This is a genomic window from Streptosporangium carneum, assembly GCF_027922005.1.
Classification (GTDB): domain Bacteria; phylum Actinomycetota; class Actinomycetes; order Streptosporangiales; family Streptosporangiaceae; genus Streptosporangium; species Streptosporangium carneum.
Window position 1 is genome coordinate 105192 of the sequence record NZ_BSEV01000014.1, and the last position, 25341, is coordinate 130532.

Annotated in this window: 21 protein-coding genes; 8 read left to right on the top strand and 13 right to left on the bottom strand. The window is 70.6% G+C overall.

Going from position 1 to position 25341, the window contains the following annotated elements; genetic code table 11:
* Nucleotides 1–123 precede the first annotated feature (123 nt).
* From PKF00_RS26910 to PKF00_RS26935, 6 genes are all read right to left on the bottom strand, one after another.
* A complete protein-coding gene (locus tag PKF00_RS26910) occupies nucleotides 124–2244 on the bottom strand; it encodes an NACHT domain-containing protein (protein ID WP_271220426.1) in 2121 nt (706 codons plus the stop codon).
* A gap of 322 nt (nucleotides 2245–2566) precedes the next feature.
* Nucleotides 2567–3814 carry a YcaO-like family protein gene (locus PKF00_RS26915; RefSeq protein ID WP_271220427.1) on the bottom strand — a complete coding sequence of 416 codons (1248 nt, stop codon included), beginning with the start codon at nucleotides 3812–3814 and terminating at the stop codon, nucleotides 2567–2569.
* 544 nt (nucleotides 3815–4358) lie between these two features.
* A complete protein-coding gene (locus PKF00_RS26920; protein ID WP_271220428.1) occupies nucleotides 4359–4616 on the bottom strand; it encodes a metallothionein in 258 nt (85 codons plus the stop codon).
* 58 nt (nucleotides 4617–4674) lie between these two features.
* Complete coding sequence (locus PKF00_RS26925; RefSeq protein ID WP_271220429.1) at nucleotides 4675–6078, bottom strand: serine/threonine-protein kinase; 1404 nt, start codon at nucleotides 6076–6078, stop codon at nucleotides 4675–4677.
* 38 nt (nucleotides 6079–6116) lie between these two features.
* The gene (locus PKF00_RS26930; protein WP_271220430.1) at nucleotides 6117–8336 is read right to left on the bottom strand and encodes a WD40 repeat domain-containing protein; all 2220 of its coding nucleotides are present in this window, start codon (nucleotides 8334–8336) and stop codon (nucleotides 6117–6119) included.
* 9 nt (nucleotides 8337–8345) lie between these two features.
* Nucleotides 8346–9722: a serine/threonine-protein kinase gene (locus PKF00_RS26935; protein ID WP_271220431.1), complete on the bottom strand. Its 1377-nt coding sequence runs from the start codon at nucleotides 9720–9722 to the stop codon at nucleotides 8346–8348.
* Between the two features lie 94 nt (nucleotides 9723–9816).
* On the opposite strand from PKF00_RS26935, the gene sigJ reads away from it, so the two are divergent.
* The 4 genes from sigJ to PKF00_RS26955 all read left to right on the top strand — a co-directional run bounded on the left by sigJ (nucleotide 9817) and on the right by PKF00_RS26955 (nucleotide 12003).
* Nucleotides 9817–10683, top strand: a complete 867-nt coding sequence (gene sigJ / locus PKF00_RS26940) for an RNA polymerase sigma factor SigJ (RefSeq protein ID WP_271220432.1) — start codon at nucleotides 9817–9819, stop codon at nucleotides 10681–10683.
* Nucleotides 10680–10805, top strand: coding sequence for a hypothetical protein (locus PKF00_RS26945; RefSeq protein ID WP_271220433.1), 126 nt, complete (start codon nucleotides 10680–10682; stop codon nucleotides 10803–10805). The genes sigJ and PKF00_RS26945 overlap by 4 nt, the downstream gene beginning before the upstream one ends.
* Before the next feature lie 347 nt (nucleotides 10806–11152).
* Complete coding sequence (locus PKF00_RS26950; RefSeq protein WP_271220434.1) at nucleotides 11153–11314, top strand: hypothetical protein; 162 nt, start codon at nucleotides 11153–11155, stop codon at nucleotides 11312–11314.
* A gap of 110 nt (nucleotides 11315–11424) precedes the next feature.
* Nucleotides 11425–12003 carry a TetR/AcrR family transcriptional regulator gene (locus PKF00_RS26955; protein ID WP_271220435.1) on the top strand — a complete coding sequence of 193 codons (579 nt, stop codon included), beginning with the start codon at nucleotides 11425–11427 and terminating at the stop codon, nucleotides 12001–12003.
* Here PKF00_RS26955 and PKF00_RS26960 read toward each other — a convergent pair.
* Nucleotides 11918–13648: an alpha/beta fold hydrolase gene (locus tag PKF00_RS26960; protein WP_271220436.1), complete on the bottom strand. Its 1731-nt coding sequence runs from the start codon at nucleotides 13646–13648 to the stop codon at nucleotides 11918–11920. The two genes, PKF00_RS26955 and PKF00_RS26960, sit on opposite strands and share 86 nt — an antisense overlap.
* 89 nt (nucleotides 13649–13737) lie before the next feature.
* A complete protein-coding gene (locus PKF00_RS26965) occupies nucleotides 13738–14298 on the bottom strand; it encodes a TetR/AcrR family transcriptional regulator (RefSeq protein WP_271220437.1) in 561 nt (186 codons plus the stop codon).
* 122 nt (nucleotides 14299–14420) lie between these two features.
* Here PKF00_RS26965 and PKF00_RS26970 point away from each other — a divergent pair, with 122 nt between their 5' ends.
* Together PKF00_RS26970 and PKF00_RS26975 are read left to right on the top strand one after the other, a co-directional pair.
* Nucleotides 14421–15059: a TetR/AcrR family transcriptional regulator gene (locus PKF00_RS26970; RefSeq protein ID WP_271220438.1), complete on the top strand. Its 639-nt coding sequence runs from the start codon at nucleotides 14421–14423 to the stop codon at nucleotides 15057–15059.
* A 559-nt stretch (nucleotides 15060–15618) separates the two neighbouring features.
* Nucleotides 15619–16857, top strand: coding sequence for a cytochrome P450 family protein (locus PKF00_RS26975; protein WP_271220439.1), 1239 nt, complete (start codon nucleotides 15619–15621; stop codon nucleotides 16855–16857).
* 277 nt (nucleotides 16858–17134) lie between these two features.
* Here the strand turns inward: PKF00_RS26975 and PKF00_RS26980 are convergent, their stop codons facing one another.
* On the bottom strand, nucleotides 17135–18121 hold the full coding sequence (locus PKF00_RS26980; protein WP_271220440.1) for a helix-turn-helix domain-containing protein: 987 nt from the start codon (nucleotides 18119–18121) through the stop codon (nucleotides 17135–17137).
* A gap of 229 nt (nucleotides 18122–18350) precedes the next feature.
* Between PKF00_RS26980 and PKF00_RS26985 the strand changes: the two genes are divergently transcribed.
* Entirely contained in the window at nucleotides 18351–18857 is a 507-nt protein-coding gene (locus PKF00_RS26985) for a rhodanese-like domain-containing protein (RefSeq protein ID WP_271220441.1), read from the top strand.
* Between the two features lie 47 nt (nucleotides 18858–18904).
* Here the strand turns inward: PKF00_RS26985 and PKF00_RS26990 are convergent, their stop codons facing one another.
* A complete protein-coding gene (locus tag PKF00_RS26990; RefSeq protein WP_271220442.1) occupies nucleotides 18905–19297 on the bottom strand; it encodes a VOC family protein in 393 nt (130 codons plus the stop codon).
* Between the two features lie 350 nt (nucleotides 19298–19647).
* Here PKF00_RS26990 and PKF00_RS26995 point away from each other — a divergent pair, with 350 nt between their 5' ends.
* Nucleotides 19648–20130: a hypothetical protein gene (locus tag PKF00_RS26995; RefSeq protein ID WP_271220443.1), complete on the top strand. Its 483-nt coding sequence runs from the start codon at nucleotides 19648–19650 to the stop codon at nucleotides 20128–20130.
* A gap of 45 nt (nucleotides 20131–20175) precedes the next feature.
* On the opposite strand, the gene PKF00_RS27000 is transcribed toward PKF00_RS26995, so the two are convergent.
* The 3 genes from PKF00_RS27000 to nrdR form a co-directional block, all read right to left on the bottom strand.
* Entirely contained in the window at nucleotides 20176–21090 is a 915-nt protein-coding gene (locus PKF00_RS27000; RefSeq protein ID WP_271220444.1) for a helix-turn-helix domain-containing protein, read from the bottom strand.
* Nucleotides 21091–21448: 358 nt separating this feature from the next.
* Nucleotides 21449–24295, bottom strand: coding sequence for a vitamin B12-dependent ribonucleotide reductase (locus tag PKF00_RS27005; protein WP_271220445.1), 2847 nt, complete (start codon nucleotides 24293–24295; stop codon nucleotides 21449–21451).
* A gap of 84 nt (nucleotides 24296–24379) precedes the next feature.
* Complete coding sequence (gene nrdR, locus PKF00_RS27010; protein WP_271220446.1) at nucleotides 24380–24841, bottom strand: transcriptional regulator NrdR; 462 nt, start codon at nucleotides 24839–24841, stop codon at nucleotides 24380–24382.
* Nucleotides 24842–25341: the final 500 nt, after the last annotated feature.

Consider the following 25341-nt stretch of genomic DNA (forward strand, 5'->3'; position numbering starts at 1 on the left):
GCGGGAAGACCTCTCATGTCCGTCGCCTGAGGCCCGCGGCGGAGTCCGCCGTCCCCGTCGAAGGTCCGTGCGGCTTCGTGTCAGGCGATGACCGATCGCGCTCGCGACACGCCCGGGCGATCGCTAAGGCCGTTGCCCCGGCCTTTCGCGATCGCCGCGTCTGGACGATCGTTCCCACTCATGGGCCACGATCAGATCGGGGTGCCGATCCAGCAGATACCTCTGAAGTTCGGCGTTCCTGAACTGGTAGACCGGTCCCTCGGTGCGCAGCAGGCCCAGCCGGTAGGCGTCCTCGAGGAATGCCATGGTCCGCAGCGGCAGTCGCCACTTGTCGGCGGCCAGCCGGGGCGCCATCAGGTTGTAGGCCAGCCAGGCGTGGTGGTTTCCCACCATGACCCCGAACAGCAGCCCGACCAGGGCTCCCGTCGTGAGCGCCCGGGCGGCGTCCAGATGGGCCACCCGCCACCCGATGACTCCTCCCATGAGTCCGACGGCGAACCCGCTGAACGTCCGCAGAAGGGTGAGGTTCCTATCGGCCCGCCAGGTCGACCACGGCGATCTCGCCGCGCTGGTGGGGGTGGGGTGCTCGCTCCACCTGGCCAGGCCGAACACCAGCTCGAATCCGAGTCCTGAGGCGAGCCCGGCCAAAAGTGCCGAGGCGAATTTAGACTCACTGCTGCTGGCCGCGCCCACGAGTGCTCCCATGAACCCGACCAGCACCCCCTCCATGAGGTAGCGGACGAGGAGCCCGCCTCTTCCGCGGAAGTGGAAATTGGCGTAGCCGGGCGACTCCCGGAACCATGATTCGATCATGATTCTGGCCACGACCGTGGACAGCAGACCGGCCACGACCGCGGGCCGGGCCAGGAATTCCTTCTTGGAGTCCACCAGGAAATTGACCAACAGCCCGACCAAGAGACCGCACCCGAGGCTGACGCCCCACCGGGCGGCGCTCGTGGGGACATGGCGTGCCAGGCGCCACCAGGCCACCCCGCCGCCGCCTTCGCCGGCGACCTCCAGTTCGTGGGAGAGGTAGGTGAGCCAAAGACGCACCTGCCAGGCTTCCCAGGCGCGGTGAGGCCGAGAAAGAGGAGCTGCGCCGTTGACGGGGGGACGCGAGTCGATGAGGGCGGGGATGAAGCAGTCACACAGGTTCTCGTTGAGTCTGAACGCCTCCGCACGCCCGAGTTCCAGCAACGTGTCCGGCGGAGGAGCCCCGGGGAAGTCGATGTAGGTGACACGGATCTGCCAGAGCCCCAGGGGGGTCGAGGCGACGGCGGCCAAGGCGGGGAGGTCGCCTCGCCGTAAGCCCTCCAGGACGGCGGTCCAGACCTTCCCGAGGTTGAAGTGAAGGCACGTCTCCAGATAGTCGGCTGCGACGTCGGGAGAGAGAGGAAGCGGCTCGATGACCGCGGCCGCGGTGAGAACCTCTCCGCTCTCCCTGACCGACTCCGCGAACTGGGCCGTGCGGCAGGTGACGATCAGCTGGCCGGACTCCGACATCGACCGGTTCAGGGCGAGGAGAATACGGCTCCGGGCCTTCGTCGGCAGCTCGTCCAGCCCGTCCAGGACGGGCAGCACCTCACCACGCGTCGCCAGCGCCCTGGGGAGGTTCGGGCCAAGCTCCTCGGCGCACAGCGCGGGGTAGTCCGAGGCGAGACACGACCTCAGCCACTCGTGCAGCTCGGAATGCTTGTCGACGTCCCAGCGGGCCGCCGACAACAACACGGGGACGGGGTCCTCGGGGCGGCGCGTTTTCGCGAACTCCAGGAGAAGCCGCGTGGCCAGGACCGTTTTCCCCGTCCCCGGCTCGCCGAGGATGACGAGGCGTCGGCACCGCAGCGCGCGGAAACCGTCGGCCAGGACGGCGACGTCCTCACTGGGACCTTCGAAGGTCGGAGCGCCCCCCGTGACCAGACGAGGATGGTCCATCAGCTCCTTGCGTCCGGTTGATCGCCAGGACACCGAGATGGACGCGGGTTCCTCGATCGACCACAGAGCCGTCTCGGTTCTCCACTGCTCGATCACCCGGCCGGTGAGGACCTCCTTGGCCCTGTCGACCTGGGCGGCCGTCGCAGCGAGCGAGGATCTGGCCGATCTCCGCCGCCACAGCGGCAGGCGCAACAACCAGTCCGCCAGCGCTATCACACCCGCCATCATCACACCCAGCACCGCGACGTCGAGAATTTTGGCGGGCAACGTCTCCCCGAAGCCAGGGGTCTCATTCGCCCTAAGCCAGTTCATGAGCAGGAACCCCAGCGCCAGGAAAACAATCCCCAATGTCAGGCGGTTTTTGAGTATCGATGCGCAAGCTTTCCATTTTCCGCGTTTCACTGTCATAGAACCATCATGCGCTTGCGGGGCGCTGGAAAGTAACTAAACAGCCCCAAGCAGGAGACCAACTGTGCGGAAAGAGACACACTCCAATCCATGCACGGGTCAAACCGGCGACACCGGCGGACGCAGAAGCGCGGAAAACAGGGAAAGGCGCCGCAAGGACAGAGAATGCAGCCGCCATGGAGACCGGCACACGCGCCGACCGATGCCGGAGAAGGAACCCCGGCGTTCATCCCGGGGAAACGGCCCCTGGCCCGTGGCGTCGAGCCGCGGCCCGACCACGAGAACCGGGCAGGACGAGGTTGCCGTCGGTGACGAGCATGAAACGTTCAAGCCCCGGCACGACGGCGTGCAGCGCGACGATCTCTCCCGGAAGGGCGGCCGCCACGCGCCAGTAGGGGGTGTGACCATGCGCGGCGAGGAGCGTGATCAGCTCGCGTAACTGGACACGGGGGTGAACGGGCGGCCGGGCGGGCTGCTCGAAGGGGATCGTGACGGTGTCACGCAGGCGGGCGGTGAGGTCGAAGCGCCCGCACGCGTACAGCGCGGGATGGCCGGCCAGCCCCGCCAGTCCGCCGTGAACCGGCGCGTCGGACGACAGGAGCCCCTCTCCCAGGACGCTCTGGAGGAGTTCGGTGAGAGCTCGCCAGACGGCACGGGTGAGACTGAGCGAGGCGCCCGCGCCGCGCCGGTGCGGCTTTCCGGGAGTCGGAGCGACGTAGGCGAGCGCGGTGGGCACTTCGAGATCGCTGGTGATGTCCAGCAGATGCACCGGCGAGCCGGTGAGCCGCTCGGCCGCCGAGTGGGCGTGTGCCAGATCGCCGGGGAGCGTGCCGGGGTCGATCACGGTGGGCCTGAAGTCGTCCACCCCGAGGAAAGCCCGTACCAGGAGCAGAGAGAAGGCATCGCGCTCGACGATCTCGTTGAGCGCGTGCAGCAGCGCCTCCGCGGCGGTGACGCCGACCGCCGAGCCGCTGTTGCAGCTGTAGCGCATCAACTCGCCGTAGTCGTAGGTGTCCGCGACCCGCTCACGCAGCCGGCCGGCATGGGTCTCGACGTACCAGGGTGCCGACAACGCCAGAGGCACCGGCGTCTTCGCCCCTCCCCCTGCGGGCCGATAACGATGGCAGGCCAGACGCTGCGCGGACGTCCGGGCGAGTGTCAGGGCACAGGCCTCGTCCTTCAGCGGGCCTGTCGCGATCCGGCCCGCCTCGACCAGCTCCACGGCTGCGGGGTCGAACAAAGCCGGCCCTGTGAGGTAGTGCTCCAGCGCCTCGAACAACGCTCCGACACGCGCCTCCTCGCGCCGCCCCTTCCCCATTCCTCGGGCCATGGGGGGCGTGGCCCCGTCCTGGGCGAGCATCTGACACGACCAAGCGGTCGGATCCTCACCCCGCCCCAGGTCGGCCAGCTTCGGTTCCAGCCCCAGTTCCGCAAGCGCCGCCGTCACCCGTGTCGCGGCCTCCGCCAGCGACACCACGCGCTCCGCCTCGAAACGCGTATCGCCCTTCCGGTCGACATCGACCGGACCGCTCACCGAAATGACCGCCCCGACTTTCGAACTCGTTTTCCCGTCTTCTTGTTCCGCTTTTCGGATCGGCAAGGGACGGCGAGCACGGGACAGGTTCCCGCGCCCACCGTTCGACTCTCCCGAAAGCGTTTACCGGTTATGCTCGACCTCCACCGGGCGGAGCAGTTCTTCCAACTTCTCACGTTCGGCCTCGGTCAACCTCTGACCTGCCCTGTCCAGGGATTCGGACTTTTGAAAATCCGCGGCGAGTCCCATAAGAATCACCTCCGACTGGAGGTCCCCCGAAGCCCGTCGAACAAACGCGACGGACGATGTCCTCCCCAAAAAAGAACACCAAACCCCCACAGGAGCGCCGACGTCCGATGTCCTTTCGCGGGCTCCTGCGGCTCGGAGCCTCCGCGGCGCACGGTCCAGGTGAAAGCCGACGGCGCTTTCCGCCGGATCCCCGCGGTTTCGTCGAGCTCGTGGGCCGTCACACGGCGACGGTCTTCTACGCCCCCTGCTGCATGGGGATCCCCACCCTGTCGACGATCCTCTCCGCGCCCTCCTCGCGAGCGCAGTGCGCGCAGCAGAACCAGCGCCGGTCGGCCTGGACGCCGTGGCCGACGATCCGCACCCCGCAGTGCTCGCATATCGGCGCCATCCGCTGGATCGCGCACTCGAAGCTGTCGAAGACGTGCACGGCCCCCTGCGCGTGCACCTCGAAGCTCATGTCGTAGTCGTTTCCGCAGACCTCACAACGCGCCATGTCTCCCCCCGGACCTCATGGATTTTTCCGTGTAGGGTCTACCCGGCCGGGCGGCGGCTCAGACAGGTGTTCCCGTGACGACGACCGCGATGAGCAGGGCGAACACCAGCGCGGCGAGCACCGCGAGCAGGATCAGCCGGGCGCGGTTCCCGCGTGCCGCGTGGAGGGCGCGGTCGGCCTCGATCCATCCGCGCAGCCGGGGCCAGGCGTACGGCAGCGCCGGATGGGCCAGTTCCGCCTCCTCTCCCCGCCTGGCGATCAGGCAGTCGAACGCCTCGACGATCCGGGTCTCGGGCACTCTCGCCCGCCGCGTGCCGGTCCGGCCGTCGGCGGAGACGGTGCAGAACCTGAGGAACACCGCTGACGCGATCTCGCGCTCGGCCGGGTCCAGCGCGGCGTAGGCCTCCTCGGCGACGACGCCGAGCGCGGGGTCATCGCAGGGAGTGCGCAGCCCGGCCGCCATCTGGCCGCCCGCCGCGAGCAGGAAGTCCGTCGTGAGGGGGGCGTCGGCGGCGAGCAGGGCGTCGACCAGCCCTGCGCGCCTGCCGAGCACGGCCTCCGTGGTGAGCGGGACCCCCGCCTCGAGCAGGGCCTGCGTGAACGGCGGCGCGCCGGGACCGTCCTCTGACTCCGTGGAGGCGCGGGAGCCGTCCTCGGATCTGGGGGAGACGCGCGCGTCGTGCCTGACCAGCGCGAGCAACAGGTCCGCGGCGGCGGGCCTGGCGAGCGGATCCTTGGCCAGGGCTGAGGCGACCAGGCCGCGCAGCGGGCCGGAGAGCGTGTCCAGGCAGGGGTCCGTCGAGAGCACGCCGTGCATGATCGAACCCAGACTGCCCGCGGCGAACGGGTCCGCTCCGGTGGCGGCGTAGAGCACGGTCGCCCCCCAGGCGAACACGTCCGCGGCGGCGCCGGCCTCCTGCCCGGTGAACACCTCGGGCGCCGTGTAGGCCGGGGCGCCTATCACCAGCCTGGGCGAGGTCAGCGTCGCCTCCATCGCGGGCACAAGCCCGAAGTCGATGACCCGGGGGCCTTCCTGCCCGAGCAGCACGGTGTCCGGTGTGAGGCCGCGGTGGACCATTCCCGCGTCGTGGATCGCGGTCAGCGCGGTGGCCACCGCCGCGGCCAGACGGTCGAGATCGGCTCCGGCGAGGACCCGCCCGGCCTCGCGGAGGCTGGGACCGGCGACGTACTCGCTGACGATGTACGGCCTCGGCCCGTCGAGGTCGGCGTCGACCACCCCTGCCGTGCAGTACGGGGCGACGCCGCGCGCCACGGCCGCCTCTCCGGCGAGCCGCCTCCACAGTGCCGGGTCACCGTGCGGCACCTTCACGGCGACCCGCCGCCCGTCGGAGCCGTAGGCCTCGTAGACCACTCCCCGGCGGCCCGCTCCCAGGCGTCCGGCCAGCCAGTAGTCCCCCAGGCGTCGCGGGTCCCCTTCGATCAACCTCGCCGCAGCTCTCATATGGTCTTGGATGCGGCCATGAGCCAGAAAGTTTGGGGCTAATCAGGACATACATTTCGGTAGGGAATGTCCTTCAGGTAGGTCTCCCACTCCTGCCGCGTCAGGGTGCGGCCCGCCCGCTCGCAGACCGCGGTCACCACGACCTCCGTGTCCACCGGGTGCTCGGTCAGGGCGCCTTCCGAGTCGACCGTGACCAGCCGCGATCCGTCGGCGGTGAAGGCCAGCGACTTCGGCTCCCCGGCGCCGACGGCGATCGGCGCGCCGAGGCGTCGTCCGGTGGCGACGTCCCACAGCGCCACCGACCGCGCGTCGGTCCTGGAGGCGATCACGTCGCCGCGCGGCGAGTAGGCCAGCAGGGGCGCGGCGATGTCCGAGCCGCCCCTGATGATCCCGCCGACCGGTCTCCTGCTCCCGGTCTCCCAGATCGACAGCCGTTCGACCTCGTCGGAGATGACGAAGCGGGAGCCGTCCTCGCTGAAGGCGAGCCCGGTCACCGAGACGCCGACGGTCGGCGAGCCGTAGGAGGGACCGAAGGGCTTGCCCGTCTCCGCGTCCAGCAGGCGCTGTTCGTCCCCGACGATCGCCAGCGCCCTGCCGTCCGGGGTGAAGCGCAGCCCTTCGGGATAGACCTGCTTCCTGGACCAGCGATGACGGCCGCTCGGCACGTCCCACGCGTGGATCTCCCCCTTCTTGCCGCCGCTCGTGTCGGAGGGGGCGACGTAGCAGGCGACGACGGCGCCGTCCGGGCTCATCGCGACGGCGGACACGTAGCCCTGCGTCGAGGCCTCGACGGCGGCGATCCGCCTGAAGGTCCGGGTGTCCCAGATCGCCACCCCGTTGCCCGTGCCGCTGATGACCGCCAGCCGTCCGCCGTCGCCGCTGAAGGCCATCTCGAAGTAGCCGCCGAGGTCCTCGAGACCGACGTCCAGGGTCGCCACGGGCTTGCGCCGCCGGACGTCCCACAGCCTGACCTCGCTCGTCCGCTCGCCCTTCGAGGCGAGCAGGCGGCCGTCGGGGCTCAGCGCCGCCCGGTGGGTCTCCGCGTCCTTGAGCACGACGGGCATGGTCACCGCGGCGATGTCGAGGGTCGTGACCGAGCCCTCGCTCAGGTAACGCAGGGTGCGCCCGTCCGGGTCGAAGGCCGCGACCGGGCTGAACGCGTCGATGGCGTGGGTGAGCAGGAGAGCTCCGTCCTCGACCCGCCAGATCCTGATGCTCTTGCCGGTCACGGACGCCAGGAACCGGCCGTCGGGGCTGAAGCGCAGCGTGTCCGCGTCGCCCTCGTCGAACGCGCGCTGCGTGTCGGCTCCGGTGAACGAGCGTTGCAGGTCGGCTCCGGTGGAGGCGTCGCGCAGTCGCACGAGCGCGCCGTTGCGGACCGCGACGGTCCTGTTGTCGGGGCTGTAGGCCGCTCTCAGCGCGCAGGACTCGCAGTGGTCGAGCCGCACCTTGCCCCTGTCCTTCAGGGTCCACGCCGTCACGTTCCCGTCGAGGCCTGCGGTGACGAGCCCGCGGCCGTCCGGTGAGGTGTCGAAGTCCATGCCCGCGCTGAACGGGAACGCCTCGCCTCCGGTCTCCGAGTTCCAGACCGTCAGCCCCTCCCCCAGCCTGACCAGGACCAGGTCCTCGGCCTGGCCGAAGAACGGCTGGGACCAACCGCCGTCTCCGCCTTCCGGCACGGTGAGGGTCGCACCGGTCGGCCTGCCCTTCGCCACGTCCCAGATCGTTAGTTTCGTCCTGCTGACCACGGCGAGCCGCCTGCCGCTCGGGCTCAGCGCGATCCCCGTCAGGTCGTCGCCGATCCCGGTGAACCCGCTGGCGCGCCTGCCGGTCCGCACGTCCCAGATCCGCGCCTCGCCGTCACTCGCGCTGACGAGCGTGCGCCCGTCGCGGCTCAGCGCTCTGAACGTCCGGACATCGGTCGCCGGGTCGTGGAAGGACGCCGTCTCCCGCTGCGCGAGCGAGCCGGTCAGGCTCGCCCTGGCCTCGGTGACCGCGGCCAGGGCGAGCGGGTCGGTCAGGCTCGTCCCGGCCTCGCCGGCCGAGGCCAGCCGCCAGGCGGCCACGCTGAGCAGCATGGCGGTGACCGGCTCGGCGACCCGCAGCGCGTCGGCGGTCGCGGCGAGCTGGCGGGCCTCCGCCCGGTCCCGCTGCAGCGCGATGGTGACGTTGCGCTCGCCGACCGCCCTGCTCTGCTGTACGGCGAGCGCCCCGGCGGCCAGCGCGACCGCCAGCAGCGCGGCCAGCGTCACCGACACCAGCCTGCCTCAGCGGGCACGGCGTCTGGCGAGGGCGGCCGCCTCGAGGAAGGCGCGCTCGACCGAGCTCAGGGTGATGTCGCGGCGTCCGGTCGCCGCCCAGCGCATGGCGTTCTCCAGGGTGCTTCCCTGGAACAGGTCGCCGTCCCTGCGTCCCTGACTCTGCCAGCGTCCCGCGGCGGTGAGGATCTCCCGGTGGAAGGCCAGGCCGTCCCTGTTGGCCCGGACCCACTGGCGCAGCCGGGGCCAGGCCTGGGGAAGCGCGGGCCGCGTCAGCCACATCTCCTGGCCGTCGTGCCCGACCAGGTAGGCGAAGGTCTGGAGCACCCGCATGACCGCGCCCGCCTCGTTCTCGTCGCGCCCGTCGAGGAGCTCGGCCAGCTGCGCCCGCCGTACGGTCAGCTCGCCGTCGTCGGTGACGGTGACGAGCCTGAGGAACATCTCGGGTGCGATCTCCCGCTCCGCCTGACCGAGCGCGGCGTAGGCGTCCTCGGCGAGGACACCGAGCGCCGGGTCGTTCGAGCCCTCGTGCATCCGGGCTCCGGCCTCGCTGCCCGCCGTGAGCAGCCGCCCGGTGTCGAGACCGTCCCCGCTGACCAGGGCGAGCAGCAGCTCCCTCGCCGACGGTCTGGCCTGCGGGTCCTTGGCGAGCGAGGCCGCGACGAGCGGGCGGAGCCGTTCGGGGAGCATGTCGAGCCGGGGCTGGACGGAGAGCACCCGGTGCATGACGGCTCCCAGGTTCTCCGCCCTGAACGGGTCCGTGCCCGTCGTGGCGAAGAGCATGATCCCGCCCCAGGCGAACACGTCGACGGCGCTGCTCGCGCGCTGGCCCATGAAGATCTCGGGAGCCATGTAGGTGGGGGTTCCCGAGACCGCTCCGGTCGCGGTCAGCGACATGTCCTCCGTGCGGGCGATGCCGAAGTCGATCACCCGGGGGCCGTCGGGGCCGAGCAGCACGTTGTCGGGTTTGAGGTCGCGGTGGACGACCCCGGCTTCGTGGATCGCGGTCAGCGCCGTGGCGACGGCGGTCGCGAGGCGGTGCAGGTCGCCCCCGGTGAAACGGCGGCCGTCCTCGACGGCCCTGCGCAGGCTGGGGCCCTGGACGTACTCGGAGACGATGTACGGCCTCGGCCCGTCGAGATCGGCGTCGATCACGGCGGCCGTGCAGAAGGAGGCGACCCGCCGGGCGGCGGCCGCCTCGCGCCCGAACCGGTCGCGCAGCTCGGAGTCGGTGGTCGCGTCGCCGTGCAGCACCTTGATCGCGACCCGCCCGCCCGCCGCGTCGTAGGCCTCGTAGACCACGCCCTGGCCGCCCGCGCCGAGACGCCCCGCCAGCCAGTAGCCGCCCAGCCGTTGCGGGTCTCCGTCGATCAGTCCGGTGCTCATCTTCCGCCTTTCCCTCTTCGGCTCGTTGGACGCGCCGGTGGGCGCCGTGGTTCGGCCGATGTCACACACTCGGAGGATGTCTCGTCCTTCTTGTGTGAACAGCGACGAAGACCTCGCGGCCGAGTTCGCCGCCATCAGGCCGAGGCTGGTCGGTGTGGCCTACGGGCTGCTCGGCAGCCTCGACGAGGCGGAGGACGTGGTGCAGGACGCCTGGCTGCGGCTGGGCCGGGTGGAACGCGCCGAGGTCAGGGACGTCACCGGCTGGCTGGTGGTCACGGTGTCCAGGCTGGCGCTGGACGTGCTGCGCTCGGCCCGCGTGCGCCGGGAGGAGTACGTGGGGCCGTGGCTGCCCGAGCCGGTGGTGACCGAGGCCGATCCCGCCGACAGGATCACGCTGGCCGAGTCGATGAGCCTGGCCATGCTGGTGGTGCTGGAGTCGCTCAGCCCCGCCGAGCGGACCGCGTTCGTGCTGCACGACGTGTTCGGGCTGCCCTTCGAAGAGGTCGGCCGGGCCGTCGGGCGGTCGCCCGCCGCGTGCCGTCAGCTCGCCGCCCGCGCCCGCAGGCACGTCACGGCCAGGGCTCCCCGGTTCGAGGTGGACGCGGCCGAGCATCGCAAGGTGGTCGAGGCGTTCGCCAGGGCCAGTTCGGGCAGGGACATCGCCGCCCTGGTCGCGCTGCTCGACCCGGACGTGGTGCTGCGCAGCGACGGCGGTGGCCTGGTGAAGGCGGCCAGACGGCCGATCCACGGCGCGGACAAGGTCGCCCGCTTCCTGGCCGGCGTGACGAAGCGGTACGGCGCGAGCGGCCGGCTGGCGGCGACCACGGTCAACGGCTGGCCGGGACTGCTGCGCTTCCAGGACGGAACGCTCATCGCCGTCCTCGGGCTGTCCGTCGCCGACGGCCGGATCACCGAGATCGACGTCGTGATGAACCCGGAGAAACTGAGGAGTGTTCGATGAAGGAGCGGATGAACGTGGCCGAGCTTGCCCCCGAGGCGTACATCGCGGCGATCAACGCGTGGAACCGGATCGGGGTGACCACGCGTAGGACGGCCGGCTCCCTGCGCGATCAAACCGGTTGATGGCCGTCGCCCACGCGGACTAGGTTGGCTTGCACGGGCATCCGCATGAACCGGCCTCCCGCGGTCTTCGCGGGCCGGACGACGGTTGCCGCCGAATCGGTGAGATCGAGGGAGAGGGGGCGGACAATGCGGCGCACCAAGGTCGCCCGTTCGCAGAATCGGCGTCGCCGCGCCCGCGCTTCCGATCTGGACCTGCGCACCCCGTCAGGCCGTCGGCTTCCCTACTGAGGCCTTTCCCACTGAGGTCTTTCCGCCGACGATCAGATCTTTACGACGGTTTTACACGGCGATCTGTAGACATCTCATGTAACGAAATCGTCACGCCGGGGGGCTCGATGAAGAGGCTTGTGGTTGTGCCACCATACGTCGCGCGGCTCAAGATCAGGGATATCCGTTCCGCGACACGCCGAAGGACGACCGGTGACGCCAAGGTCGTCGATCTGCTCGCCTACACCGGGCGCAACGTCCTGCGGTTCCCGCGTACGAGCGGCCCCACCCCCGCGGCCTGACCCTCACGATCCGCTCCACGAGAAGGACCCGCCCCCGCGGGTCCTTTCCCGTTTCCGGCCCGCACTCCGCCCCACAGGTGGACGGCGCGTCCGCCTATACGCTGAGAGCCATGGAGAGAGCAGACGCCGCACGCAACCGGGCGCGCATCCTGGCCGCCGCCGGGGAGCTGTTCGCCGCCAAGGGGGCGCCGAACGTCACCATGGAGGACATCGCCAGGGCCGCGGGAGTCGGTCGGGGCACCCTGTACCGCCGTTACCCCGACCGGGCCGCGATCGCGACCGCGATGCTCGACGAACACGAGAAGGCGCTGCAGCGTGAGCTGATCGAGGGCGACGCCCCCCTGGGCCCGGGGGCGCCGCCCGCGGAGCGGCTGGCCGCCTTCTACTCGGCGATGGTCGGGCTGCTCGAGTCGCACTCCCACCTGGTGCTGGGCGCGGAGACCGGACGGTCGCGCTTCGGCACCGGGGCGTACGGCTTCTGGCGGGTGCACGTGCGCTCGCTGCTGGTCGCCGCCGGCGCGCCCGACCCGGACGCGCTGGTCGAGGTCGTGCTCGCCCCGCTGGCCCCCGAGGTCTACGCCCACCAGCGGACCGGCAGGAACCTCAGCCCCGAGCGGATAGCCGCGGCTCTCGGCGAGCTCGCTCTGCGACTGCTCCCAGGGCCATCGCCAGCTCCCGGGGATGCGTGAGCTGCGGGTAGTGTCCCGCGCCCGGGATCACGACGGCCGGTCTGTCGACGGCGAGCGGATCCGCCGAGCCGACGACGATCGTCACCGGGGCCTCGACCCGGTCGAGCAGTCCGCGCAGCTCGTTCCTGGCGGCGTCGGCGGCGCGCATCGCCTCGACCACCCGGCGGGCGGCGCCGGGACGGCGCAGGTCGCCGAGCGCGGCCCCGGGGACGCCGAGCCTGGCGCCGAGGCGCGCCCTGGAGATCCGGCGCAGCACCGGCACGGCCGCCGCGGAACGCGGAAACCGTCCGCCCCTCGGCTGCAGGAACGCGGGAGCGACCAGGACGACGGCGGACACCCTGTCGGGCCGGGCCCGCGCGTAGCGCAGGACGGGCCCGCAGCCGAAGGAGTGGCCGACCAGCACCGGCCGTGTCCTGACCGGCTCCAGCAGGGCGGCCGTCCAGTCGTCGAGTGAGCCGGCGGGAGCGGAGCGGCCGAGGCCGGGCAGGTCGGCGGCCAGAGCCTGGTCGTCCAGGAGCTCGCTCACGTCCGCCCACGAGTCCGCGTCCAGCGGCAGCCCGTGCAGCAGCACGTATCCGGGGTCGCGCCGCTCGCCGGCCACCCAGGCGCGGCTTCCGGCGACGTCCTGGAACCCGTACGGCCCGCGCGGCGGGACCCCCTCCCCGAATCCGGTGCCGACCAGCCCGTCCGCCCAGTCCCTGAGCACCTGTTCCACGGGAGGCGCGCTCAGCCCGGCCCGCTCGGCGAAGGCCGCGGCCGGGGCGGTCTCGTAGCGGTCGCCGGACAGGAACGACAGCGTCTCGGGGTCGGCCCCGGTGAGGGCGCGGGGCAGTCGCCGTACCACCCGGACCGGAACCGTACGGCGCGGCGCGCGCACGCCCAGGTGCCCGGCCACCAGCGCGACCAGCTCGGGCAGGTTGGGCGTCTCGTCGTCGAGCACCCAGTAGGCCTGCCCCCGCGTCTCCTCGTGCTCGGGCACCGCGGCCATGAACCGGGCGAAGTGGTCCGCGTCGACGATCGGCAGGAAGACGTCCGGGCCGCCGGGCAGCACGGGCAGCCGCCCTCTCCACAGATCGTGGACCATCGCGGCGAGACCGATGAACTGGCCGGTTCCGACCACCGTGCTGGGGTTGACGATCGTCAGCGGGATGTCCAGTTCGCGTGCCCTGGCCCGGACCGCCGCGTCGCCCTCCCGCTTGGACGCCTCGTAGGCGCCGTCCCGCCGGTAGTCGGCGGGGCCGCCGCTGACGCGATAGCCGCTGATGTGGACCAGACGGCGTAGCCCCGTGCGGGCGGCGGCCCAGTCGGCCACGTTGAGCGCCCCGGTCACGTTGACCGCCCTCGCCTCCTCGACGCCCAGTCCGAAGGCGAAACGGGCCGCGGCGTTGTAGACGTCGCGCACCCCTGCCAGGCCTTCGGCCCCGGGACCGGAGACGCCGTCCAGGCCGAGGCCGGGAACGGTCACGTCGGCGGTGACGACGGTCAGCCGCGCCGCGTCCACCCCCTGCCCGGCGAGCCAGGACGTCAGCCGGTCGCCGCGGCCGCGCAGCGCGGCGGCCACCTCGCGGTCCTGCCGGAGCAGTTCCGCGACCAGGGAGCGTCCGACGAATCCCGCCGCGCCGAAGACGATGGAGTCGGGGGCCACACGATCACCTCATAATAGATCGGTCTACATATTTTATGGACACACAGCAGTCCGCGGCGGCGGATCCCGTCACCGCCGCCGTGAAGGGTCTAAAGCAGCGCCGCGACGCGGCGGGTCACCCGCTCGAGCGGTTCCCTGCTGCGGTGGGCGCGGGCCAGCAGCAGCGCGCCCTCGACCAGGGCGAGAACGGCGACGGCCGTGTCCTCGGGCTCGGGATGCCCGTCGGCGGCCAGCCGGTCGCGCAGCGTGCCCTCCCAGGAGCCGTAGACCTCGGAGCAGACCTCCTGGAGCGGATCGCTGGTCGCCGCCATCTCCAGCGCGACCGTCGCGACCGGGCAGCCCCTGCGCCACCCGGACTCCTCCAGCCTGTCGCCGAGCAGCGCGAGCATCCCGGTGACCAGGCCCACGGCGTCGGGCGCGGCCTCGGCCAGCTCCCGCGCGACGTCGCCGATCTCGCGGCCCGCCCGCCGCACCGACTCCCCGACGAGCTGTTCCTTGCCGCCGGGGAAGTGGAAGTAGAGCGAGCCGCGCGGCGCCCCGCTGGCCGCGACCACCTGGTTGAGCCCGGCCCCGAAGTAGCCTCCGCCCTCGATCAGGTCCCGCGTCGCGTCCAGCAACCGGCTCCTGGTCTCGTCACCCTTCCGTCCCATGCCTTAAAAATAGACCGGTCTTCTTATTATCTGCAAACCCGCCGCACCCCGGTCCGGCGAAGTTTTCCCGTTCCGTCTCCGAATAGAACGGAACATTTTGTTCCACAAGCTATATTGATGGCATGGAGACAACGAGCACACCACCCCTGAGCGGCAGGAAGGCCCAGGCGGCCCGTAACGACCAGGTCATCCTCGAAGCGGCACGGGCGGTCTTCGTCGCCGACCCCGGCGCGCCGATCTCCGCCGTCGCGGAACGCGCCAAAGTCGGCATCAGCGCCCTCTACCGCCGTTACCCCAGCAAGGAGGACCTGCTCCGCAAGCTCTGCTCCGACGGCCTGAAAACCTACATCGTCGCCGCGGAGAGGGCCCTGGCCGACGAAGGCGACGCCTGGACGTCCTTCGCCGCCTTCGTGCGCGACGTCGTGGACGCCGACACCCACTCCCTGACGATCAACCTGGCGGGCGCCTTCACCCCCGACGAGAGCCTCTACCGCGACTCCGCCCACGCCTCCGAGCTCACCGTCCAGATCTTCGACCGCGCGGCTCAGGCCGGAGCGCTCCGCCCCGGCCTGGACGTCGCCGACGTGACGATGGTCTTCGAACTGCTGGCCTCCGCGCACCTCGGCGACGAGGCCAGGACGTTTGAGATCAGGCGCCGCTATCTGACGCTGCTGCTGGACGCCCTGCACCTGCCCTCCGCCCCTCCCCTGCCGGGCCCGCCTCCGAGCGTCGAGGAGGTCAACGAGCGCTGGAACACCTGAGGCCTGTTTCGCGGGGCGTCCAAGCCATGGCGGCGGCCAGGCGACGGGTAGGCGACGGGTAGGCGACGGTCACGCCGGCCGTGGAGCGCGAGGGGCCGCAGGGCCCCTCGCCCGCCGGCGTCGGACGAGCCCGTCGGCGTCGAACTCACCGAAGGCGAAGAAGGCCCGCGCCCCCCTTTCCCCCGTCACGGACACACCAGCCGGAGAGGCGTCCCTCGGCACACGGCATCGACCGAGAATCCTCACGGAAAGGCGCGGGGAATCGCTCCGGCGGGACACGAGGGACACACGGTTTCGTCTTTTCGACATGCCGATAACTCCCCTAAAACAGCATTGACCCAACATGTCCCCCCATTTACTATCCAAATAGGTCACCGTAAATATCTGACTACGGAGAGTGAATATCGCGGAGGCGGCGCGCGGGGCCTGCGATCCGAACGGATCCGCGGCCGCGCCGACACCGCCCGGACGGGACCGGCCCCGGAACGCGACACCTCTCTCATCCCCCCCATGCACGCCCCTGCCATGCCAACCCGCTGAGTCAGCCAGGAGCATCCGCATGACCGTCACCCCCGAGCCCATCGTCCTGGACCCCCGCGGTGCCGACCTCCCCGGCGAGGTCTCCCGGCTGCGCGCCCTCGGCACCGTGGTCAGGGTGGAGCTTCCCGGCGGGGTTCCCGCCTGGGCAATCACCCAGCACGACCTGCTCAAACAGGTCATCCTTCATCCCAAGGTCAGCAAGGACCCGCGCCTGCACTGGAACCTGTGGCCGCAGATCGACTCCCACCCCGAGTGGGGCTGGCTGCACCTGTGGATCGGCATGCGGAACCTGCTCAACGCCTACGGCACCGATCACCAGCGGCTCCGCAACCTCGTCGCGCCCAGCTTCACCAGTCGCCGGACCAAGCTCATGCTGCCGATCATCGAGCGGATCACCGCCGATCTGCTCGACCGCCTCGCCTCCCTGCCCGCGGGCCAGGTCGTCGACCTGCGCGTCGCCTTCGTCCACCCGCTGCCCATGAGGGTGATCTGCGAGCTGTACGGCGTTCCCGACACGCTGCGCCCCGAGGTCGCCGACATCGTGGAGGCCTTCCTCGACAGCAGCGCCACCGCCGAACAGGCGGCCGAGACGGCCGCCAGGATCAACGTCGTCTTCCCCGCGCTGATCGACCACAAGCGTGAGCACCCGGGCGACGATCTGACCACGGAACTGATCAACGCGCGTGACCGGGACGACCGGCTGAACGACGACGAGCTGCGCGACACCCTGCTGACGATCCTGGGCGCCGGGCACGAGACCACCGTCGACCTGATCTGCAGCGCGGTGCACGCCCTGCTCACCCATCCCGACCAGCTCCGCCGGGTCCGCGCCGGGGAGCTCACCTGGGAGGCCGTGATCGAGGAGGTCCTGCGCTGGGCCCCTCCGGTCGCCAACTTCCCGCTGCGGTACGCCGTTGAGCCCCTCGACGTCGACGGCGTGCGCATCCCCGCGGGCGACGCCATTCTCGCCACCTACTTCGCGGCGGGCCACGACCCCCACCAGCACGGCCCGCACGCCGACCGGTTCGACGCGGAGCGGCCCCCAGCCGAGCATCTGGCCTTCGGCATCGGGGTGCACCGCTGCATCGGCGCCCCCCTGGCCCGCCAGGAGGCGCTCATCGCCCTGCCCGCGCTGTTCGACCGCTTCCCCGATCTCCGGCTCGCCGCCGGCGAGACCGGGCTGCGGCGGCTCCCCTCCCTGGTCGTCCACGGCTGGAGCGAGCTTCCCGTTCGGCTGTCCCCCCCGGAGGAGCCCTGAGGACCACCGGTCTCAGAAATCACAACCGCGGAAAGAAAACGGAGCGGCCGCTCTTTTCCAGAAAATGGACACAGTAGGATATATATAGAAATTCCCGAGCTTCGGGGAAGAGTACCTCTTTCCTGCCACCTCACCGGATCACAGATATATGAAAAATCCCTAGATGCCAGGAAAAATGCCGTAAGTCAGGAAAGGGAACTTCTACCGTTTTCTTCTGATCGCCTCGGGCGGTGAGCCCCCGCTGCCCGCGCGGCGTCTCCACCGGGGTACGGCCCGCTCAGGCGGGGGTTCGGAAGGTCCTGCGGTAGGCCGAGGGCGAGGTGCGCATCGCCCTGGCGAAGTGGTGACGGAAGGTCACCGCGCTGTCGAACCCCACCGCCGCGGCGATCTCCTCGATCGGCGCCGCGGAGGACTCCAGCAGCGCCAGGCTGGCCGCGATCCGCTGGGAGATCACCCAGCGCAGCGGGCTGGTGCCGGTCTGACGGTTGAAATGCCTGATGAAGGTGCGTTGCGACATGTGTGCCGCCCCGGCCATCGCGGCGACCGTGATCGGCTCGGCCAGACGGCCGAGCGCCCAGGCCATCGCGGCGGCCACCGCGTCGTCGTCCTCGACGGGGGTGACCGGGGCCTGGACGAACTGGGCCTGCCCGCCCTCCCTGTGCGGCGGGATGACCAGCCTGCGCGCGACCGAGTTGGCCACGGCGGGGCCGTGGTCCTTGCGGACCAGGTGGATCAGCAGGTCGAGGCCGGCCGCGCTGCCCGCGCTGGTCAGCACGTCGTCGCCGTCCACGTAGAGCACGTCCGGATTGACCCTGACCCGGGGGAACCTGCGCTGCAGCAGTCCGGCGTACCTCCAGTGGGTGGTCGCCTCGCGCTCGTCGAGAAGCCCTGCGGCGGCCAGCGCGAAGGCTCCCGAGCAGATCGACACGATCCTCGCCCCTCTGGCGCGCGCCGCTCCCAGCGTCGCGAGCAGCTCCGGCGAGACCTGGCCCCGCACATCCGGGACCGCGGGCACGATCACCGTGTCCGCACCGGCCGCGACGTCGAGCCCGTGCTCGGCCCGCATGGTGAACCCGCCGACGATCCGCAGGTCGCCCGGCCTCTCGGCGCAGACCGTCAGCTCGTACCAGGGGACGTCCAGCTCCGGCCTCGCGATGCCGAAGATCTCCACCACGCAGCCCAGCTCGAAGGGGGCCATGCCGTCGAAGGCGATGACGGACACGGTACGGCGGGCGCCGCGCGACGCCGGCGACGGGATGAGCATGGCGAGATCTTAGCGATAACCGGCATTCACGCCACTGTTCGACCGCCCTCCGACACCGGCACCATTTGTCGTGTCTCCTTCGCCTGCTCAGCCCGCTGTCCCGTCTCTTTGACCTGCTGACCCCGAGTCCCTTCCGTCCCCGTCCAGAGGCGCGCCCTCTGCCCCGCTTTCCCGCTCACGCCCCCGACCGCGAAAGGCCGCCATGATGTCCGCTGCGACGCCCACCACGATGCCCACCACGATGCCCGCCACCGCCTCCCCCGCTCTCCCGCCGTCCCCCGGCGCCGTCACCGCGGTTCCCGCCGCCGGAAACGCCGCCGCGATCGCCCACTTCGCCGCCCGTCTGACCTTCGAGACCGACGTCTCCGACGTGGCCGCCGACCTGGCCTCCGGAGCCGGGAACATCGTGGTGATCGACTCGCGCAGCGCGGAGAGCTGGCGACAGGGCCACATCGCGGGAGCCGTGCACCTGCCGACCGGTGAGATCGCCGCCCGCGCCGCCCTGGTCGTCCCCGCCGGAGCGACCGTGGTGACCTACTGCTGGGGCCCCGGCTGCAACGGCGCGACCCGCGCCGCGCTGGAGTTCGCCAAGCTGGGCCACCCCGTCAAGGAGATGCTCGGCGGCTTCGAGTACTGGGCACGGGAGGGCTTCCCCGTCGAGACCTCGGCCGGTCTCTCACGGCGTGAGATCGACCCTCTGACCGCCCCGGTCTCCGGCGTCTCCTGCGCCTGCTGAGAGGGCTCCGGATCCTTTCCGGGCGTCCGGCCCCGGCCGCCTGCGCCTCAGGCGCCCGGCGAGAACAGGTCGACGCCGTTGCCGTCGGGGTCGTGGACGACGGCGTACCGCTGCCCCCAGAACGCGTCCCAGGGCTCCTTGTGCCCCTCGTATCCGTGTGAGACGAGCTCGTCGTAGGCGGCGTCGACCTCGGCGGGGCTGTCGAAACGGAAGGCGAGGGAGATCCGGTGGCCGCCGGCGGGAGACTGCCACCGGGGGTCGAACGAGCGGATCGTCTCGACCGTGTCCCAGGCGAGACGCAGCCCTCCGGGCAGCCCCGCCTCGACGTGCGGCTCTCCGTCGGCCTCAGGCGGCAGTTCCAGGCCGAGCAGACGGTAGAACGCCAGCGACTTGGCCATGTCCGTGACGACGATGCCGACGACGTCCAGTTGGGCTCGCATACGGGTTCTCCGATCGGTGATGGTGCGACAGACGCCGTGGCCGATCTCCACCGGACGCGTCCCGGGGGACGGCCCACCGGAATCCCGGCCCGCGGATCGGGTTCACGCGGTTCAAGGTAGCCGGGACGGCCGCCGACGGTCTTGCAGGAATCGGACATGCCCGCGAGCTGCCTTCTCTTCCCCGCGCGACCTCTCCTGCCCGCCCCCTGCAGGACTGCCAGAACCCCGATTCAAGGGCCTAAATAGCACCAATTCCCCTATTTCGGTCATGCCATTGCGGCCACGAGGGCAGAATGATCACCTTCGACGCCGCTCGATCGGCAAGTGGCATCCGATGAAGGGATGAATGCGTGATCACGTCGACGAAGACGGTCCTCCTCGCCGCGGCGCTGGCCGCCGGAGGGCTCATGGCGGGCCCGGCGCACGCCGCGACCGCCGCCGCGGCCTCATCGAGCCCGGAGAGCGTCTGCGGCTCGGGGTTCGGCAGGGTGGGCGACGGCAGCCGTCCGGTGAAGACGGCCTCGGGAAAGGTCTGGGGTCACGTCTACCTGCTCTACAACCGCACCACCGGCTACAACTGCGTGGCCACGATCAAGACGAGCTACGCGGGAAGGGCCACCTACACCTCCGTGACCCTGCAGACCCAGACGAGACGGGTCCGCGACGAACCCGCGCGGACGGCGACGAAGAAGGACGCGGGGCAGTTCAAGTACTACGCGGGCCCGATCAAGCTCTACGCGAAGAACCTGTGCGTCAAGTACTGGGGGGTCGTGAAGTCACCCTCGGGTGAGACCGCGACGGGCGGCCGCGGGTCCTGGGGCAACTGCGGATAGCCTCTCGGCGGCGTCCCCGGCCGACCTGCCGGGGACCCCGCCGTCTCAGGAGGCCGCGCTCGCCCTGAGGGCGGCGATCAGCCACTCGAAGGCGGGAACCGCGGACGGGAACGACGGACGGCCGTTGATGGCCCCCAGCAGCTGCCAGTAACGCTCGACCCTGGCGTCGGTGAACGTCTCCAACTGCTCGACCAGCCGGACGCGCTCCTCCTGCGAGGTCTCCGGTGCCACGAGGAGGTCGAGCACGGCCCGCCCCTGCGCGGAAGCGGGTTCGATCCCCTCCCTCACCGCCCGCCCCGCGTGCTCCGTGACGAGACCGGGGTCAGGGGCGGGGCCCGGCTGGGCCGCGTTCTGGCCCGCGACCGCCATCCTCCGCACCCGCTGCTGGAAGTCCTCGTCTCCGACGAGCTCGGCCAGCTCTATCCACGCGTCCACCTGCTCCGGGGTCGGATCGTCCGGCAGCTCGGCGTTCACCTGCCGCATGCCGGCCGCGACGCCCGCTGCGGGCCCGGCGGGATCGAGCCCGGCGAAGACGCGGTCGACGAAGTCGTCGACGATCTGCTGCCGCTCCCGCGCGGACAGCCGGGCCAGTTTGTGCATCAACAGTGCCTCCTCGATCGTGCTGCCGCGCTTGGCCACCGTGCTGAGCACGGCGCGGCGCAGCCGCAGGGTACGGATCTCCGCGTCCAGTGCCAGGACATGCGTCTCGGCCACCTGGGCGACGGTGGTGGTCCGGCACAGAACCTCCCTGACGACCTCGAGCCCCAGCCCGAGCTCGCGGAGAGTTCGGACGAGGTCGAGACGGGCCACCGCCTCCGCGTCGTAGAGGCGGTAACCACCGGCGGACCGGTCGGCGGGTGGGACCACGCCGACGTCGGACCAGAAGCGGATCGTCCGCACCGAAAGCCCGGTACGGCGAGCAAGCTGTCCGATGGTGAAAAGCTCTGTGCCTTCGCTCACGGAGACCACTGTGCGGTCTCCACCCGCTGGAGACTCAAGTCGGGCGGAAGGGGATTTCGCCCCCGAGGCGCGTCCGGCCGGGAGCCGACCGGCGCACCGGTGCGACGGTGGAACATGACAGTGCCTTCCTCCCCCGTGGTTCGCCGTCACAGCCCATGCTCCCCACGACCCGTGACGTTCCCCACGACCTGTGACACGACAAGCCAGGCGCCGAGCGCCCCGGAAGGCGGAGCGGACGGCCGAAACCGCTGACGCGCCGGCGGGCCCTCCACGCGGAAGGGCGGGGCGCCCGGTTCTCACCGGACGCCCCGCCCCCTGGAACGCGCCGCAGGTCGCTGTGCCTGCCGTACGCCCTGTGTCAGCTGCAGCCGCTGGTGGAGCCGCAGCCCTCGCAGACGTAGCAGCTGCCGGCGGGACGCATCTTGGTGCCGCAGGTCATGCAGAGCGGCGCGTCCGCGGTGCGGCCCTGGTGGGACTCGAGGGAGCCGACCCGCTCGGGAGCGGCCACCGCGACCACGGTCTGGACGCGGGGCTGGGTCTGGGGCTCCTCGATGGGCGCCGAGGTGGCCAGCTCGGCGATGACCTCGTCGGAGGCGATCGGGGCCGGGTCCTCGCCACGCTGCTGGGCGGCGCGCTCGGAGGCCGAGAAGATGCCGAGGGCGGCGCGCTCGTCGTAGGGCAGGTGGTCCAGGGCCAGACGGCGGAAGATGTAGTCCATCACCGAGGCGGCCATGCGGACGTCCGGGTCGTCGGTCATGCCCGCCGGGTCGAAGCGCATGTTGACGAACTTGCCGACGTAGGTCTCCAGCGGCACGCCGTACTGCAGGCCGATGGAGATCGCCACAGAGAAGGCGTCCATGACGCCCGCCAGGGTCGAGCCCTGCTTGGACATCTTCAGGAAGACCTCGCCGAGACCGTCGTCGGGGTAGGACGAGGCGGTCATGTAGCCCTTCGCGCCGCCCACGGTGAAGCGGGTGGTGGTGCTGGGGCGCTGGTTCGGCATCCTGCGGCGGGTCGGACGGCTGACCTCGACGACCTGGATCTCCGGCTCGGCGGGCGCGGCCTTCTCCTCCGGCTTCTGCTCGGTCTTCTTACCCGCCGCCGACAGCGGCTGGCCGACCTTGCAGTTGTCACGGTAGACGGCCAGGGCCTTCAGGCCGAGCTTCCAGCCCTCCATGTAGACCTGCTCGATGTCCTCGATCGTCGCGGACTCGGGCAGGTTGACCGTCTTGGAGATGGCGCCGGACAGGAACGGCTGGGCGGCCGCCATCATCCGCACGTGGCCCATGGGCGCGATGGCCCGCTCGCCCATCGCGCAGTCGAACACCTCGTAGTGCTCGAGACGCAGCCCCGGGGCGTCGACGACGTGGCCGTGCGCGGCGATGTACTCGACGATCGCCTCGACCTGCTCCTCCTGGTAGCCGAGCTGCCGCAGCGCGCGCGGGATCGTCTGGTTGACGATCTGCATGGAGCCGCCGCCGACGAGCTTCTTGAACTTGACCAGGGCGAGGTCGGGCTCGATGCCGGTGGTGTCGCAGTCCATCATCAGGCCGATGGTGCCGGTGGGCGCCAGCAGCGAGGCCTGGGCATTGCGGTAGCCGTTCTTCTCGCCGAGCTTGAGGCAGTCGGCCCACTGGCGGGAGGCCTCGGTGTGCACCGCCCTGTCGATGCCGCCCAGCGTGCGCAGCGCCTGGTTGGCGTCGGCGTGCTTGTGCATGACGCGCTTGTGCGCGTCGGCGTTGCGGGCGTAGCCCTCGTAGGGGCCGACGACCGCGGCCAGCTCGGCGCTGCGGCGGTAGGAGGCGCCGGTCATCAGCGAGGTGATGGCGCCCGCGATGGCCCGCCCGCCCTCGGAGTCGTAGGCGTGGCCCGTGGCCATGAGCAGCGCGCCGAGGTTGGCGTAGCCGATGCCGAGCTGACGGTAGGCCCGGGTGGTCTTGTCGATCTTCTCGGTCGGGAAGTCGGCGAAGGTGATGGAGACGTCCATCGCGGTGATGATCAGCTCGGTGATCTTCACGAAGTTCGCGACGTCGAAGGAGTTGTCGTCCTTCAGGAACTTCAGCAGGTTGATGCTCGCCAGGTTGCAGGAGGAGTTGTCCAGGTGGAGGTACTCCGAGCACGGGTTGCTGGCGGTGATGCGGCCCGTCTCCGGGCTGGTGTGCCAGTCGTTGATCGTGTCGTCGTACTGGACGCCGGGGTCTGCGCACTCCCAGGCGGCCTTGGCCATCTTCCTGAACAGGTCCTTGGCGTCGACCTTCTCGATGATCTCACCGGTGAGGCGGGCGCGCAGACCGAAGTCGCCGCCGTTCTCCACCGCGTGCATGAACTCGTCGGAGACGCGCACGGAGTTGTTGGCGTTCTGGTACTGGACGGAGACGATGTCCTTGCCGCCCAGGTCCATGTCGAACCCGGCGTCGCGCAGCGCGCGGACCTTGTCCTCCTCGCGCGCCTTGGTCTCGATGAACTCCTCGATGTCGGGGTGGTCGACGTCGAGGACGACCATCTTGGCCGCGCGGCGGGTCGCGCCGCCCGACTTGATGGTTCCCGCGGAGGCGTCCGCGCCGCGCATGAAGGAGACCGGGCCGCTGGCCGTGCCGCCGCTGGAGAGCAGCTCCTTCGAGGAGCGGATCCGGGAGAGGTTCACGCCGGACCCCGAACCGCCCTTGAAGATCACACCCTCTTCCTTGTACCAGTCGAGGATGGACTCCATCTGGTCGTCGACGGCCAGGATGAAACAGGCGCTGACCTGCTGCGGAGAGGCGGTGCCCACGTTGAACCAGACAGGCGAGTTGAAGCTGAAGACCTGGTTGACCAGGGCGTGCTTGAGCTCGTGGTCGAAGATCTCCGCGTCCTCCTCGGTCGCGAAGTAGCCCTCCTCCACCGCGGTCCTGGTGTAGACGCCGACCACCCGGTCGACGAGCTGCTTCAGGCTCCACTCACGCTGCGGGGTGCCGACCGCGCCGCGGAAGTACTTGGTGGTCACGATGTTGGCGGCGTTGACCGACCAGGACTTAGGGAACTCGACGCCACGCTGCTCGAAGTTGATCGAGCCGTCCCGCCAGTTGGTCATGACGACGTCACGGCGCTCCCAGGACACCTCGTCGTACGGATGCACTCCGGGCGTGGTGAAGACGCGCTTCATCTTCAACCCCTTGCGAGACCGCTTCCCCCCACGCGCGGCCGCGCCACTGACCGTCTCCGTCATGACTTCCCCCTTCCGGGGCTCCCCAGAGCCCTCGAGTCGGACCACATCTACGCGCCGCTTTTCCCCCGGCGCCCGGGGACTGACTCAGTCGCGCCCGGCGGAACGCTCCGCGCGCAACTGCTCGATCTCCGCTTCGAAGTCGGCCAGGGTCTCGAAGCTGCGATAGACGGAGGCGAAGCGCAGGTAGGCCACCTCGTCCAGCTCCCGCAACGGCCCCAGGATCGCCAGCCCGACCTCGTGGGCCGCGATCTCCGCGGTCCCTGTGGCCCTGATGCTCTCCTCGACCCGCTGGCCGAGCTGGGCCAGCGAGTCCTCGCTCACCGGGCGCCCCTGGCACGCTCTCCGGACGCCGGCGACCACCTTGTCCCTGAAGAACGGCTCGGTCACCCCGCTGCGTTTGCTCACCATGAGCAACACCGTCTCCTGCGTGGTGAACCTTCGTCCGCACTCCGGACACGTGCGCCTGCGGCGAATGGCGCCGCCGTCCTCGGTGGAGCGGCTGTCGATGACCCGCGTGTCAGGGTGACGACAGAACGGACAGTGCACGTGCGTCGCCTCCTTGACTTGCCCAGCGGCCCACCTTTCTCGTGTTACTCCACAGCCTCTATCCGGAGACGCTCGCGCACGCCCCTCGAATGGTCGAGATGCGGTAATAGAACCACAATCTATGGTGGAGCAGAATGATGAAGCCACTAGATGTTGTGGTCCAACCGTAGAAGTGTCGGACCATGAACGCAAGTTAGGAAGACCCCGGGGAGCGAAGTCGCTGATCAGCGCACCACAGGAGCCTCGCCCCGGCGTGTCGTCCCCCTGGGCGGCCCGTCGGAGGGTCCGCTCAGCGGTCGGAGCCTCCGGACGGACGGAGCCGGGCACCGGGCCGGACCGGCGGCCGGGACGGGTCGCCGGGATCCATTATCGGGCCGATCGCCGGTCCGGCGTCACGCTCCGTCGCCACACCCGTCGCCACGACGCCCGCGAGGAGTCGCCCCCGCGGGCCGAGACCGACGACGACCCCTCGCGGTCACACATGGTCACACGCAGTCATA

Excerpts from the sequence above, each read along its gene's own strand:
- PKF00_RS26910 (WP_271220426.1), bottom strand. The coding sequence starts at position 2,244 with ATGAACTGGCTTAGGGCGAATGAGACCCCTGGCTTCGGGGAGACGTTG.
- PKF00_RS26920 (WP_271220428.1), bottom strand. The coding sequence starts at position 4,616 with ATGGCGCGTTGTGAGGTCTGCGGAAACGACTACGACATGAGCTTCGAG.
- PKF00_RS26925 (WP_271220429.1), bottom strand. The coding sequence starts at position 6,078 with ATGAGAGCTGCGGCGAGGTTGATCGAAGGGGACCCGCGACGCCTGGGG.
- PKF00_RS26935 (WP_271220431.1), bottom strand. The coding sequence starts at position 9,722 with ATGAGCACCGGACTGATCGACGGAGACCCGCAACGGCTGGGCGGCTAC.
- PKF00_RS26945 (WP_271220433.1), top strand. The coding sequence starts at position 10,680 with ATGAAGGAGCGGATGAACGTGGCCGAGCTTGCCCCCGAGGCGTACATC.
- PKF00_RS26955 (WP_271220435.1), top strand. The coding sequence starts at position 11,425 with ATGGAGAGAGCAGACGCCGCACGCAACCGGGCGCGCATCCTGGCCGCC.
- PKF00_RS26965 (WP_271220437.1), bottom strand. The coding sequence starts at position 14,298 with ATGGGACGGAAGGGTGACGAGACCAGGAGCCGGTTGCTGGACGCGACG.
- PKF00_RS26970 (WP_271220438.1), top strand. The coding sequence starts at position 14,421 with ATGGAGACAACGAGCACACCACCCCTGAGCGGCAGGAAGGCCCAGGCG.
- PKF00_RS26975 (WP_271220439.1), top strand. The coding sequence starts at position 15,619 with ATGACCGTCACCCCCGAGCCCATCGTCCTGGACCCCCGCGGTGCCGAC.
- PKF00_RS26980 (WP_271220440.1), bottom strand. The coding sequence starts at position 18,121 with ATGCTCATCCCGTCGCCGGCGTCGCGCGGCGCCCGCCGTACCGTGTCC.
- PKF00_RS26985 (WP_271220441.1), top strand. The coding sequence starts at position 18,351 with ATGCCCACCACGATGCCCGCCACCGCCTCCCCCGCTCTCCCGCCGTCC.
- PKF00_RS26990 (WP_271220442.1), bottom strand. The coding sequence starts at position 19,297 with ATGCGAGCCCAACTGGACGTCGTCGGCATCGTCGTCACGGACATGGCC.
- PKF00_RS27005 (WP_271220445.1), bottom strand. The coding sequence starts at position 24,295 with ATGACGGAGACGGTCAGTGGCGCGGCCGCGCGTGGGGGGAAGCGGTCT.